Genomic DNA, 13,730 nt, shown 5'->3' with positions numbered 1-13,730 from the left:
AGAGGTGTATAAGAGACAGGGGCGGGGCTCATCTACCAGCCCAGGTGGACGCGTAACGCGGCCAAAGGCCGGCGCAGCAGGTAGCTGATCAGCAGGGTGCGTTCGCCATACAGCTTGGCCGTGCCCTTGAGACCGACCCGCAGGCGCGGGTCGGCCTGGTCGAAACCGGCCTGCAGGCGGTAGGCCATGCTGCCGTCCGCGCTCGCCGAGGCGCGGTAGCCATAGCGCTGCAGCGTGGCCGGCATGGGGCTGCCGGGCTGGCTGTTGAGGAACAGCAGCACTTCGGCGCCGGGCTGCAGGGCGATGGCATCGGCCACCGGCAACTGGATTTCCAGGCGCGTGTCGTGCGGGTCGGCGACCTGCATGATGCGCTCGCCCAGGGTCACCGGGCGGCCGATCCAGTCGCTGGGGTCGTCGAAGATCGCCACGCCATCGCGCGGCGCCAGGATCAGGCTGCGCTGCAGGCTGTCCTGCAGGAAGGCCTGGTCGGCGCGGGCCTGGTCGCGGCGGGTGATCAGCTCGGCCAGGGCGGCCTTGGCGCGCTCGTCGAACAGCGCCTGCTGACGCGTCTGGCGCAGTTGCGCATCGGCCGCGGCCAGGGTCTGCCGGGCCGATTCCAGACGGCTTTCCAGTTCGCGACGGTCCAGTTGCACCAGCGGCTCGCCGCTCTTCACCGCCTGGTTGGGTTGCACCAGGATACGTTCGACCACCGCCTGCTGGGGCGCGCGCAGCACCGCCGGCTCACGGGGCATGACCTCGGCCGGCGCCAGGACGGTCTGGTGTACCGGCAGCAGGGCCAGCAGCAGGGCCAGCGCTGCCGCCACCAGCAGCAGCCGGCGTGGGCGCACGCGCAGCAGACTGCCGGCCGTGCGTTGGCGGGCGCCGAGCAGGCTGGCCCAGGCGTGGGCATAGGCGTCCTGCAGCAGCTCGAGCAGGGCCCGTTGCGAACGCGCCAGCGTCTGTTCGCGGTTGAGCAGCAGGCTGCCGAGCACTCGGCCGTCGCGGCTTTGCAGCGGTACCCGCAGCAGCTGCGGCGCCAGGTATTCCTGCCACTCGGCGTGCGCCCCTGGCGCTGCGTCGGCGACGCCCAGTTCGCGCACTTCGCCGGCCCAGGGCTGCTGATCCCAGTGCCGGCACAGACGGCCGAGAAACAGCATCAGCGGCGCATTGGCCTCCACCTGGGCGAGCCCGGAGCAGGCGCTGATGCGGCCGCTGTCGGCGCGCCAGAGAAAGGCTTCCCGATAATCGAGCAACTGACGGGTGTCGTTGACCATCAGGAAGCCGAGGCTGGCGGCATCGTCCTGGGCACGGGCGCGCCGTTCGAGTTGCAAGAGCACGGCCATGCGTTCGGCACGCTTGTCGTGCAGGGGCGCGACGCTGGCGTTCATGGGCCGTCCGTCGGCGCTTGCAGGTGCGCCACGCCGCTCATGCCCGGCAACAGACCGGCGCTGTCGCCGGTGATGCGGGCGAAGACCTTGAGCGACTGGCTGAGCGGGTCGATGGCCGCGCCCAGGCGTTCGACCTGGGCCGGGTAGCGTTGCCCGGTTTCATCCAGTTGCACCTCGAAATCGACGCCGGCCTTCAGCCAGGACAACCAGGCCGACGGCACGATCAATTCCAGTTGATAGGCGCTGTCGTCGTAGATCGCCAGCAGCTCGGTACCTTCGGCGACATGCTGCCAGCGTTGCGCCATGCGCTGCGAAACGCGCCCGGCGAAGGGCGCATCGAGGGTGCAGCGCCCGAGCATGGCGCGGCCCACGCCGCTGTCCGCCTGGGCCACGGCCAGGTCGGCCTGGGCCTGGGCGACCTCGGCCTGGCTGATGGATTCCAGGGCATCGAGGCGCTTGGCCACGTCCAGTTTCTTCTGCGCCCCGCGCTGGGCGGCTTCGCTGCGGGTGAGCTGGGCGCGTTGCACCGAGCAGTCGAAGGCCGCCAGCCGCTGGCCTGCCTTGAAGCGTTCGCCTTCCTTGATCGTCAGTTCGGTGAGCTTGCCGCTGATCTCGCTGGACAGCACCGTCTGGCGGATCGGGCTGAGCTGCACGCGCAGTTCGCCACCCGGCTCATCGGCATGGGCGAAGTTGGCCGCGGTGGCGATCAGGATGGCCAGGATGGAGGACCAGCGGCCCTCCCTGGCAAGCGCCCGGTCAGCGGCCATTGACCTGCTCCAGCGGAACCAGTTCGGCACCGCGCAGCGAGCCGAGGCTTTCCCACATATCCAGGCGCAGGGTTCTGGGCTGCGCCTGCACCGCCTGGGCGACCAGCGGCGTGGCCGCTGCGGCGCTGACCTGGGGCGTGGCCACGCCGTAGGCGTTTTGCTGGGCGGCGGCGATGCCGGCCGGGACCACGCCCTGGCCCTGGTTCAGGCGCACGGCGTTGCCGGCGATGGCGCGGGTCAGCTCATCGACGCTGCTGCCGGCGATGCGCTGCGGCAGCGGGTCGAGGCCGGCGGCCTGGTACACCGCGCCGTGGGCGACCTGCAGCTCGGCGAAGGCACGGTCGCGGGTGCGCGTGGCCAGCACCGTCTCGGTGGCGGTGCGCACGCGTTCCAGGCGGCTCTGCGCCTGGCTGGAGAAGGCGCTCTCGCTCTGCCGCAGGATGCCGCGCTGCACCTGCTGCAGCTCGTTGGAGCGGGCGAACACCTGGCTGGAGCGCTCGAACTCGCGCCAGGCCACGTTGACCTGGGTGAGCACCGCCATGCGCATGGCCTGGCGGCGCAGTTCGGCGACTTGCAGGCGGGCTTCGCCGGTCTTCTTCACGGCCGGGTAGGCCAGCACGTTGAACAGGTTCCAGCTGACCTGCATGCCGGCGTCGGCCCAGTTGTCGTTGACCAGGTAGCTGTTGCTGTCGTAGTTGGCGCCGACGAACAGGTTGGCGCCGGGCAGCAGCTTGAGCATGGCGGCGCGGGTTTCCAGCACGGCGTTGCGCGCCTGGTAGCTTTCGCTGCGGATTTCCGGGCGCTGGGTCATGGCGGTGACTTCCAGGTCGGCCAGGTTGTAGGCCAGGCCCGGCTGGGTGTAGCTGGCATCGCTGGGCAGTACCAGGCTGAACGGGGTGGCTGGCGGCAGGTTCATCAGGCTGGCCAGGCGCGCCTTGGACACGGCCAGTTCGCCTTCCACCACTTCCAGCTGGCGGATCATTTCCAGCAGGCTCTTCTGGTAGCGCAGCGATTCCAGCGGCGGCACCAGGCGCTGGCGCTCGGTCTGCCGCGCCTGTTCCAGGGCACCGCGGGCGTCGCTCAGGGCACGCTGCACCTCCGGCTGCAGGCGCTCGGCGCTGGCCGCCTGCCAGTAGGCTTCACGCACCTGCTGGACGATGTCGGCGACCACCTTGCGCCGCGCCTCCTCGGCGGCCAGCACCTTGTTGGCCTGGGCCTTGGCGCTGAAGTAGCTGACCCCGAAGTCGAGCACGTTCCACGACAGGCGCAGGTTGGCGTCGCGGCTGGAGCGGTCGCTGCTGGTGGACGGCTCGAGGGACTCCTGGCCGGTGGTGACCGACTCGCTGGACGAACCGGCGACGTTGTCGCGTCCGCGCCAGCCGGCCGTGGCGGCCAGTTGTGGCAGCAGGTTGAGGTTGCTGACCGCCAGGCTGTTGTCTTCCAGCGCACGCTGCATCAGGCCCAGGCGCTGCTGCAGGTTGTACTTCACGGCCCGGGCCATGGCCTCGTCCAGGCTGATGGCGCGGGTCACCGGTTCCTGGCTGTCGAACATGGCGCGGCGATCCTGCTGCGCTTCGGCCAGTTGCTGCTCGGGGGTGAGTGCTTCCGGCGTGATGGCACAGGCGGACAGGCCCATGGCGGCACAAGCGATGGCCAGGCGCAGGGTGGAGCGGTTGAAAGCGTTGCAGTTCATTTATCGAAGATCCTTGGCAGTGTTCAGGCAATGTGGCGTGGAGTGACAGCGACCGGCTCCCCAGCCAGGTCACTGAGTTGCTCGAGCAGATCGAGGGCCTCGCTGAGCAGGGCGCCGGAGCTGTCCTGGCGCAGGCGCTCGGGCAGCGACTCGGCCTGTGGCGCGGTTGGCGGCGCGGCTTTGTCGGGCACGCCCTCGCCACGGATTTCCACCGGCGTGCGCTGTTCCCTGCCGTCCGCATCGCGGCTGATCAGGAGCAGGCGCAGCACGCCGTCGCGTTGCAGGCGCGCACTGTCGATGCGCAGCTCGCCGCTGCGCACGTCGAACGCGGCCCAGCTCGGCAGCGGCAGGCCATTGGCCAGGGTGACGCGTTGCGGCGTGGCGCCATCGGGCAGCGCGCCGGGCAGGCTCAGGCTGACGCTGCGGCCGCTGCCGCCGTTCAGCTCGACGCTGGCGCGCAGGGTGCCGCCGACGAAGCTGAAACTGCCGCCGTCGAAGCCCGGGTAGCCGCTGTCGCTCAGCACCCGGTCGGCGCCGGCGAGCTGCTGGGCCAGCGACGTGCGGTCGTCGCTCAGGCCGCTGCCGCTGGCGCGGAGCAGGGCCGGCTCGTTCGCCGCCGAACCTTCCAGCGCGAAGAGGTCGGGGGCCAGGGCCGGGCCGCCGAAACCGGAGCCGCCCGGGATGGCGGGGCGAGGCTGGAAGCCGGTCCTCAGTTCCGGTGCTGCCGGATCGCCGGATTCCGTTGCAGCGGCGCCGGCGACGACCAGGGTCAGGCTGCGTTCGGCGCTGGCACCGGCGGGATCGGTGACCTTGAGGGTCAGCACGATCTCGCCGGCGGCGGTCGGTGTGCCCGCAATGCTGCGCGTGGCCGGATCGAAGTTCAGCCCCTCGGGCAGGCCCTCGACGCTCCAGGCCAGGGTATCGCCATCGGCATCGCTGAACAGGCTCTCGGGCAGGGTGACGCTGTAGGCTTCGCCGGCGCTGGCTTCGGCCAGCGCGTAGTCGCCATCGCCGGTGACCGGCGCGCTGTTCTCGGCGGCGGCCTCGGCCACGCTCAGGGTCAGGTTGCGCTCGGCGCTGGCACCGGCGGGATCGGTGACCTTGAGGGTCAGCACGACCTCGCCGGCGGCGGTCGGTGTGCCCGCAATGCTGCGCGTGACTGGATCGAAGCTCAGCCCCTCGGGCAGGCCCTCGACGCTCCAGGCCAGGGTATCGCCATCGGCATCGCTGAACAGGGTCTCGGGCAGGGTGACACTGTAGGCTTCGCCGGCGCTGGCACCGGCGAGGGCGTAGTCGCTATCGCCGACGACCGGCACGCTATTGCCCGCCTCCGCGGCGTTGATGGCGATGGTGGTGGTGGCCGTGCCGCCGTTGCCGTCGGAATCGCTGTAGGACACGCTGAGGGTGACGCTCTCGCCGCCGTCGCCGCCGTCGCCGCCGTCGCCGGTGTTGGCGTAGCCGACGCGGTGCAGCACCGAGCCGACCTGGGGCCAGGTGGCGCTGTCGCTGAAGGTGATGACCCACTGGCCGGCGACGCTGTCGTCGACCGTGGCCACGACGACGCCGTTCTGCGAGAACTGCCGGGTGGCGCTGTCGTAGCTCCAGCCCCAGTCGTTCTCCTCGGCGCTTTCGACCCGGTAGCTGAAGACGTCGTCGGCGCTGGCGCCGCCCTCGCGCACGATGGTCAGCACGGCATTGGGGTAGGTGCCTGTCTTGTCCTTGATGCTGCTGTCGCCGACGATCTGGATGGGCTCGTCGCCCACGGTATAGCTGTTGGTGGTGCCCTCGAGGATGACCTCGACGGGCGTGGTGTCGCCGCCGCCACTGTTCTCGTCGGTATCGCGGGCGGAGAGCACGACGATGGCGCCGGAGTCGGAGTCGGTCACGTAGACGGAGCGGCCGTCGGCGGAGACGGTGATGTTGGACGCGCCGCCGAGGGTCGAGCCGAAGGCTTCGCTGGCGATGCGGCTGACCTCGGTGAGCAGGCCGGTGGCGGTGTCGCGGCTGTAGACGATCAGGGTGTTGCCGCCGATGCCGCTGAGGGCGTAGACCGCCTGGCCGTCGGCGGAGACGGCGATGTCGGTGAGGTTGACGCCGGCGGCCATGCTGCCCAGCTCGGTCAGGCTGCCGTCGCTGCCGACGGCGTAGATGACGACCTTGCTGGAGCCCTGGCTGAAGTTGACGGTGTAGAGGTAGTTGCCGTCGGGGGAGACGGCCGCGTCCTTGGCGTTGCCGCCGACGCTGTTGCTGGTCTCGCGCACGTCGCCGAGGGCGCCGCTGGCGGCGTCGCGGGTGAAGGCGTAGACGCGCCAGCCGTTGCCCACGCTGATGTAGACGGCGCTGCCGTCGGCGGAGACGGTGACGCTGTAGCCGCCGTCCCAGCCGTTCGAGTTGGTGGCGTAGGCGCCGACCAGGGTCAGGCTGTCGTCGGCCGGGTCGCGCTGGAAGGCGAGTACCTTGCCGGCGGAGGTGGAGGCGTAGAGCGACAGGCCATCGCTGGAAACGGCCAGTTCGGTGATGCCGCCGAGGTCGCCGCTGGTGCTGCTGTCCAGCGTTGCCAGTTTGCTCAGTGCGCCGCTGTCGGCGTCGCGGGTGTAGACGACGATGTTGTTGCCGTCGTCGCCGGCGACGTAGACCAGGCCGCCATCGGCGGAGACCACGATGGAGGTGGCGGAGGCCAGGGCGCTGTCGCTCAGGGTCAGGCTGTCGATCAGGGTCAGGGCGCCGCTGGCGCTGTCGCGGGCATAGACCTGCAGGGTGCCGTCGCCGACCACGTAGAGCTGGCTGTCGTCGGGCGCGAGGGCGGCGGCGCGGGCGCCGGTGTCGCCGATCACGCTGTCGAGGGTCAGCTCGCTGCTGTCCACGTCGGCCGGTTCGACCTCGGGGAAGGTCAGCCCGCTGTCGCCGCTATCGCTATCGCTATCGCTATCGCTATCGCTATCGCTATCGCTATCGCCATCGCCGCTGTCCTCGCCGCCTTCCCCGCTGACGGTCAGGGTGAGTTCGCGGCTGGCCGTCGCGCCGGAGGGATCGGTTGCGGTGACGGTCAGCGTATAGCTGCCGGCGCTGGCGATGCTGCCGGAGAGGGTGAGGCTGGCGGCGTCGAAGCTCAGGCCGGCGGGCAGGCCGGAGACGCTCCAGGTCAGGCTGTCGCCGTCGGCGTCGCTGAACAGGGTCGCCGGCAGGGTCGCGCTGTAGCGCTCGCCGGCGCTGGCTGCGGCGAGGTCGTAGCTTTCCCCGCTGGCGAGCGGCGCCTGGTTGATCTCGGTGACGGCGAGCTGCAAGGCGATGCTGGACGCGGTGTACTGGTCGGCGATGGACGCCACCAGGGTGATGGCGCTGCCCGGGTTGCCGCTGGTATTGGTGTAGCTGATCTGCCGCAGGACCGCGTTGGCGACACCGCTGGTGACGTCGGCGGTGAAGGTGATGGTCAACGCGCCGCCTTCGCTGGCGAAGGTGGCGATGGCGTTGCCGTCGAGGTAGATGACACCGTCGGCCAGGGTCAGGCCGTTGTCCTCGGCGAGGCCGAAGCTGTCGTCCGGGTTGGCGCCGTTTTCGCGGACAAGGGTGATGCTGGCGCCGTTGTAGTTGCCGGCGCCGCCGGCCAGGGCGTCGTAGTCGGCGTCGGCGAGGCTCAGGCCGGTGGCGGGGGTGAGGGTGGTGCCTTCGGTGTAGGCGACGACCACCGCGGTGCTGATCTGGCCCAGGCCCTTGCCGTTCCAGAAGCTGCCGTAGTAGAGGGAGGAACCATCCGAGGACATGGCGTAGCGCAAGCCCTGCGCACCGCTGGTGCCCAGCGTAGCGGACGGCGTCAGCGTGCCATCGGCGTTGACGCGGAACATGAGGATGTTGCCGCCGTTGAGGCCCGCATACAGCGCGGAACCGTCGGATGAGAGCGACAGGCCCCAGGTCTGTCCTGGGTTGTAGGTGGCGGCGCTGGTAACGGTATTGCTGTCCTTGTCGTAGTGCAGCACCTGGATGCCGCTCGTGCCAAGTGACACATAGACGTAGCCGCTGTCGGTGGCGGCAATGCTGCGCATGAAGGTACTGCCGCCAGACCAGGTGGTGGCATGGGTCAGGCTACCGTCGTCGCCGACGGTGTAGATGGCGACCCGGGAGCTGCCGGCCACGTAGACCACGCCATTGGCAATGGCCAGCGCGTTGGCGCTGCTGATGCCGTCGGTGTAGCTGCCGAGCAGGCTCAGCGAGCCGTCATCGGCGGTGGAATAAGCGTAGAGAAAGCTGTTGGATACGACGTAGAGCGCCTTGCCGTCGTCCGACACCACCATCTGCCGGACGGTGGACGAATCGGCGATCTCGACGCTCAGGCCGGTGGCGGCGAGGGTGCCGTCCGCGCCCACCTGCAGCGTCGTGACGGTGTAGGTGCCCGAACTGTTCTTGCCCACCAGGTACACGTACTGGCCGTCGGCGGAATACACCGCCGAGGAGGCGCTGTCCAGACCGTCGATTTCGATGCCGTTACTGTCGTCGCCGTCATTGCTCGTGCCCTGCACGAACTTCTGCACCAGTGTCAGGTTGCCTTCGCTGTCACGGCTGTAGACGTACAGCGTGCTGTTACCGCCAGGCGTCACCGTGTGTCCGCCTGAGTCATTGCCTACGATCAGCAGGGTGCTGTCGTCGGATGACAGTTCCAGGCTGTAGACGTTCTGACTGAAACCGCTGAGGTCGCCTTCGGCGGTATAGGTCAGGTCGATGTCGTCCGTGCCCAGCTGCGGCGCGCTGTTATCCGCTTCGGCCTGGGTCATCACCCGCAGCGTCAGGCTGCGCTCGGCACTGGCGCCCTGCTCGTCGGTGACGGTCACGCTGATGGTGTAATCGCCCACCGCGCTGGTGGTGCCGGAGAGGATCAGGCTGGCGGCGTCGAAGCTCAGGCCCTCGGGCAGGCCGCTGATGCTCCAGCTCAGGCTGTCGCCATAGTGGCTGTCGGCGTCGCTGAACAGGCCGGCCAGGGAGACGCTGTAGGTGCTGCCTTCGGTGGCCTGGGCGAGCGTGGTGGATGCCTCGCCGTTGACCTCCGGCGCGCGGTTGGCGATCTGTTCGACCACCAGGTCCAGGGACAGCGAGGTGCTGGCGCCATAGAGGTCCGTGACCGTGACCGTCAGGCTGAAGGTGCCGATGGCCGTGGTGCTGCCGCTGATGCTGCGGGTGGCGGAGTCGAAGGCGAGGCCCGCGGGCAGGCCGCTGACGCTCCAGCTCAGGCTGTCGCCGTCGGCATCGCTGAACAGCCCGGCGGGCAGGGTGGTGCTGTAGCCGGTCTCGCTGGTGGCCGCGTCCAGCGCATAGTCGCTGGCGACCTCGGCATTCACCTGGGGCGTGCCGTTGACGCGCAGCATCAGCGTCTGGGCGTTGCTGCTCAGGCTGCCGTCGCTGCCGAGCACGCTCAGGGTGATCAGGCTGCCCGCGGCGGCGCTGGCGTTGGCGTAGGTGAGCTGTCGCAGCACCTGGTTGGCGACCGCGGAGGTGACGTCGGCGGTGAAGGTCACGGTCAGCGTGTCGCCGCTGGCGCTGAAGCTGGCGATGGCGCTGCCGTCGAGGGTGATGCTGTTGCCCGACAGCGCCAGCCCGTTGCCGCTCTCCAGGCCGAAGCTGCCGGTGGCGACGCTGGCGCTGACCGTGAGGCTGGCGCCGTTGTAATTGCCCGCGCCGCCGTTCAGCACGGCGTAGTTGGCGTCGCTGAGCGTCAGCCCGTCGGCGAAGGCCAGGGGGCTGTCCTGGCTCAGGCTCAGCAGGCTGGTGTAGCGGCTGACGCTGCTGCCGGCCAGCAGGATCGACAGGCCATCGGCGGAGACGGCGATGGCGCTGCCCGCGTTGTCGACGGCGATGCTGCTGACCAGGCTCAGGCTGCCATTGTCGGCCACCTGGTAGATAACGACGCTGCCGTCCGCGGTCGCCACGTAGAGCAGGCCGCCGTCGTCGTCCAGGGCGATGCCGCTGACGCCGGCGAGCGCCAGCGTGTCGAGCAGGGTCAGCGAGCCGTCGCTGAAACGGTAGATGCCGAGAGTGCCGGTGCCGGGGTCGCCGACGTAGAGGTACTGGCCGTCCGCCGACGTCGCCAGGCTAGCGTTCACCACGCTGACGCTGAGCCCGCTGGCGGAAACGTTGCCGAGCTCGCTCAGCGTCCCGTCGGCGTTGCGCTGGTAGATCACCAGGGTGGCCGGGAGGACGACCCCGGCCCCGGAGTAGAGCACGTAGACGTAGTCGCCGGCGGTGGCGATCAGGCCGCTGCGGCCGCCACCGTTGCCGCTGGCGCGGCCGAGGTAGGCGAGGGCGCCGGTGGCGGTGTCGCGGGCGAAGATGACCACGTCGTTCCACTCGGTGCTGACATAGACATAGGCGCCGTCGTCCGAGATCGCCAGCCCGCCGGTGGCGTTGCCGTTCTGGGTGGAGACCGTGGTCGCGCCGACGATCTCGCCGTTCTCGGCGAGGCTCAATTGCACCACGTTGCCATTACCGGACAGGGTATAGATAGATTTGCCGTCGCCGCTGACGACCATGTGGCTGATGTTGCCGAGGTCGTCGCTGGTGAAGGTCTGCAGGGCGCTCAAGGCGCCCGAATCGCTGACGGCGAACACCTGGATGCCGTTGCTGCCGGCCACGTAGGCGTACTGGCCGTCGGCGGAGTAGACCACTTCGTTGCCGTCGCCGATGCCCAGCTCGTCGAGGCTGATGGTTTCCCGCGCCTCCAGCGAGCCGTCGCTGTCCAGCACCGGGGCGACGTTGATCCGGTTGTCGATGCTGACGCTGGCGCTGATGGCGCTCAGGTCGGCGACCTGGCCACCTTCGTCGCTGAGGCTGTGCAGGGTCACGGTGACGGCGCCGCTGGCCACCGTGTTGTCCAGCGCACGGTAGGCGATGCCGTCGATCAGCGTCTCGACGTCCGTGGCTGTGCCGGCGGCGGAGGCGATGCTCAGGGTGATGGTGGTGGTACCGCCGCTGACCGAGACCTGGTAGGCATAGTAGTTCTCGGTGGTTCCAGCGCCGGTTTCCAGCCTGATCTCGGTGCCGTCGATCACCAGCGCCTGGTTGCCGCCGCTGGCATCCACGCTGATCACCAGGTCCGCCAGTCCCTCGTTGTCGCCGGCGAGCGTGACCGCGACGTTCTGGAACAGATCCACCGCCGGGAAGCTGTCCGTGCCGTCGGTGATGGTGAGCGTAGTGTCGACCGGCGTCGCGCTGGCGCCTGGCGCGCTGGCGCTGGCGTCGACCTGCGCGGCGACATCGGCGACGGTGGTGACGGCGGCGGCGTCGAGCAGGATGCGCGGTTCCAGGGCAAGCGCCAGTCCGGTGCGCTTGATGCGTTTGCGGGCGTTCGGGGTGGTGGTCATGGTGGCGTCCTGTCAGGGAATGCGGAAACGGCCCGGGTCACTCGACCAGGCGGGCGTAGTACTCGTGCTTGATCTGCTCGGCGATGGCGGCGAGCAGGTTTTCGATCTGCGCCTCGCCCTCGTTGAAGGTAGGGGCATTGGCGAACGTCATGCTGCCGGTGCCCTGGGTGCAGATCTGCAGGCCGGGGCCGGCGACCCGGTCGAACAAGGTGCGACCGAAGTCCATCGGGTCTCCCGGACGCACGCCGATGAAGTGGAACTTGAGGTTGCGCTGACGGAAGCTGTTGCAGAGACTTTCGAAACGGCGGGCGGCAATGCTGATGGAGTCACTCGTCCCGTCGATGGCCTCGCCTACCACGGCGCTGTTGTAGCTGTCGGTGTCGAACCAGTCGCCAGTGGTATTGGCCAGCATGACGATGATCTTGGCGTTCTGCTGCTCGCCTTCGGCGAAGTCCAGCGGCAGTTCCTCGTCGCCCCAGCCGTTGCTGCCGCGCATTTCCGGCGAGAGGGCATGCGCGGCCCAGCCCATGCCGATGGCGTAGTTGACGTTGAAGCCGGTGTCCATCAGGGCCAGGCGCTCCTCGAGCGCGTCGACGTCGTTGGTCAGCGGCAGTACGGCGGCGGTGGGGCAGCCCTTGTCGGCGACGATGAAGCGGGTGTCGTTGGTGCCGCTGGCCTGGCCGAAGGTCGGATTGGGGCCGACCCAGCTGAGCCATTTGGCGCCGGGGGTATTTTCGGGCAGGTCGGCGCGGTAGTAGACCCGGGTGAATTGCCCGCTGGGCGACTGATCCCAGAAATAGTTCTGGCCAGGGTTCAGGCCGCGGTTCATGCACATCAGGTCGGAGGCGAGGTCGGGCATGCGCGCGTCGGCCAGGCTGCTGGCCTTGCCCGTGCGGAACAGCGAGGTCAGCTCCACCGGGCTGATGGCCAGGCCCGTCGCCCAGCGGCGCAGCCTGGCGATGCTGGCCTGCCGGCCGCCTTCGATGTCGAAGACGTTGACCGCCTGGCCGTAGGGCACCAGGGAGATCCAGACGCGCTGGTCGCTGTCGCCGTCGGTTCCCAGCATGCGCACGGCGAAATCCTTGGCCAGGCGGCGCAGGGCGGCCAGTTCGGTCGAATTCTCGGAGAGGGTGTTGGGCAGCATCAGGGCGATCTCGGTGGCGCGGGCGACCACCTCGACGGTGGAGTGCACGCTGATCCGTTTCACCTCGCCGCCGAGCAGCTCCGGGTTGGCCTCGAAGGTCACTTCGACCGTGTAGCGCAGACGCTGCTGGTCGTCGCTCGTCTGGCTGAGGACGATGTTCTCGCGGCCGATCTGCTCGCCCAGGGTGCTGTCCATGCCCAGGTTGTTGAGCACGTAGCCTTCGGCCAGCACTTGCAGCGTTTCCAGCGGCTGGTCGCCGTTGATCAGGCGCTCGTTGCCCACCGCCATGGCGGCGGCGTCGGTGGCGCGCTTGACCTGCCCGGCGCTGTTGGTCATGCGGCTGGTATCCAGGGTATAGGCGGTGGCCAGCAGGGCGCCGCCGATGGCCAGCACCATGAACGGGGCGACGCTGCCGCGCTGCTGCCGGCGGCGGATCATGATTGCTCACCCAGGGACAGGCCGAACGACGGACGTGGTGGCAAATGCTGTGTCATTGAGCGGGTTCGACCTTACCGTAGGCTGTATCGGAGCATGGGATTTCAAAGGCGAACAAAGATAAGAATAATTCCCAATATCCAGCAATCACCGCTTCATTAAGAATGCTTAATGAGGGGCTGCGTCAGACGGCGATGCGGCCTCGACGCAACGCGCGGCATGGCCGCGGCCATTGCATGCAGCCTGCTGCCGGAGTACGCCTTGCGGGCTGTAGGAGCCGCGCCCCCGCAGCGAATCGTGGCCATACCGCGATTCTTGCAGCATGGCCGCCATCGCATCGCGCCGGGGGCGACGCTCCTGCAGGGGCGGCGGTTTGCCGCTGGTCTGCAGGCACGCCTGCTGCCCCTGCGAAAAGCCTGTTCTGGCGAAAAACCTTATCCGATCAGCATTGCCCTAGCGGCTGCGTTCCAGGCCTGCATCGGCCGGTCGTGGCGGTTCTGCCCGCGACCACAGCCACCCGGCGCCGCATGCCATGCCGGCGCCGGCCGACAGCAGCAGCCACAGCGGTGGCTGGTGCCAGAGCAGCAGGCTGAAGCACAGCAGCATGCTCAGGCTGGCGATCCACTTGCTGCGGCGCGCCACCAGGCCGGCCCGCCAGTCGCGCAGCAGGGGGCCGAACAGGCGATGTCGCTGCAGCCAGTGATGCAGGCGCGGCGAGCTCTTGGCCGAGGCCCAGGCGGCCAGCAGGACGAATTCGGTGGCGGGCAGACCGGGCAGGATCACGCCGAGAATCGCGCAGCCCAGGCTCAGGTAGGCCAGCAGCAGGTAGGCCAGGCGTTTGAGACGGTCTGACGCGTTGGCCTGGCTGGGGTCGCCGGGGTGCTGAGTGGGATGGGCAGGCATGCTGAGGGTCCGTTGGAACGAGCGCGCAGTAAAAGGGCAGGGGCAGCGGCCAGC

General features: G+C 69.1%; 6 protein-coding genes. All 6 read right to left on the bottom strand.

Translation table 11 applies throughout. The features are described 5' to 3' along the window. Window positions 1-32: 32 nt before the first annotated feature. Window positions 33-1,388, bottom strand: a complete 1,356-nt coding sequence (locus DNK34_RS18715; RefSeq protein ID WP_131176630.1) for an efflux RND transporter periplasmic adaptor subunit — start codon at window positions 1,386-1,388, stop codon at window positions 33-35. Next, entirely contained in the window at window positions 1,385-2,155 is a 771-nt protein-coding gene (locus DNK34_RS18710; RefSeq protein WP_131176629.1) for an efflux RND transporter periplasmic adaptor subunit, read from the bottom strand. Before DNK34_RS18710 ends, DNK34_RS18715 begins: the two co-directional genes overlap by 4 nt. Further along, window positions 2,145-3,848, bottom strand: coding sequence for a TolC family protein (locus tag DNK34_RS18705; RefSeq protein ID WP_131176628.1), 1,704 nt, complete (start codon window positions 3,846-3,848; stop codon window positions 2,145-2,147). The genes DNK34_RS18710 and DNK34_RS18705 overlap by 11 nt, the downstream gene beginning before the upstream one ends. A 23-nt stretch (window positions 3,849-3,871) precedes the next feature. After that, the gene (locus DNK34_RS18700; RefSeq protein WP_131176627.1) at window positions 3,872-11,194 is read right to left on the bottom strand and encodes a putative Ig domain-containing protein; all 7,323 of its coding nucleotides are present in this window, start codon (window positions 11,192-11,194) and stop codon (window positions 3,872-3,874) included. Window positions 11,195-11,231: 37 nt separating this feature from the next. Continuing rightward, window positions 11,232-12,776, bottom strand: a complete 1,545-nt coding sequence (locus DNK34_RS18695) for a hypothetical protein (protein ID WP_131176626.1) — start codon at window positions 12,774-12,776, stop codon at window positions 11,232-11,234. Window positions 12,777-13,226: 450 nt separating this feature from the next. Further along, the gene (locus DNK34_RS18690) at window positions 13,227-13,676 is read right to left on the bottom strand and encodes a YbaN family protein (RefSeq protein ID WP_131176625.1); all 450 of its coding nucleotides are present in this window, start codon (window positions 13,674-13,676) and stop codon (window positions 13,227-13,229) included. Window positions 13,677-13,730: the final 54 nt, after the last annotated feature.

The organism is Phytopseudomonas dryadis, from assembly GCF_004327355.1.
Classification (GTDB): domain Bacteria; phylum Pseudomonadota; class Gammaproteobacteria; order Pseudomonadales; family Pseudomonadaceae; genus Aquipseudomonas; species Aquipseudomonas dryadis.
This window is presented reverse-complemented; position numbering and strand designations above follow the sequence as displayed.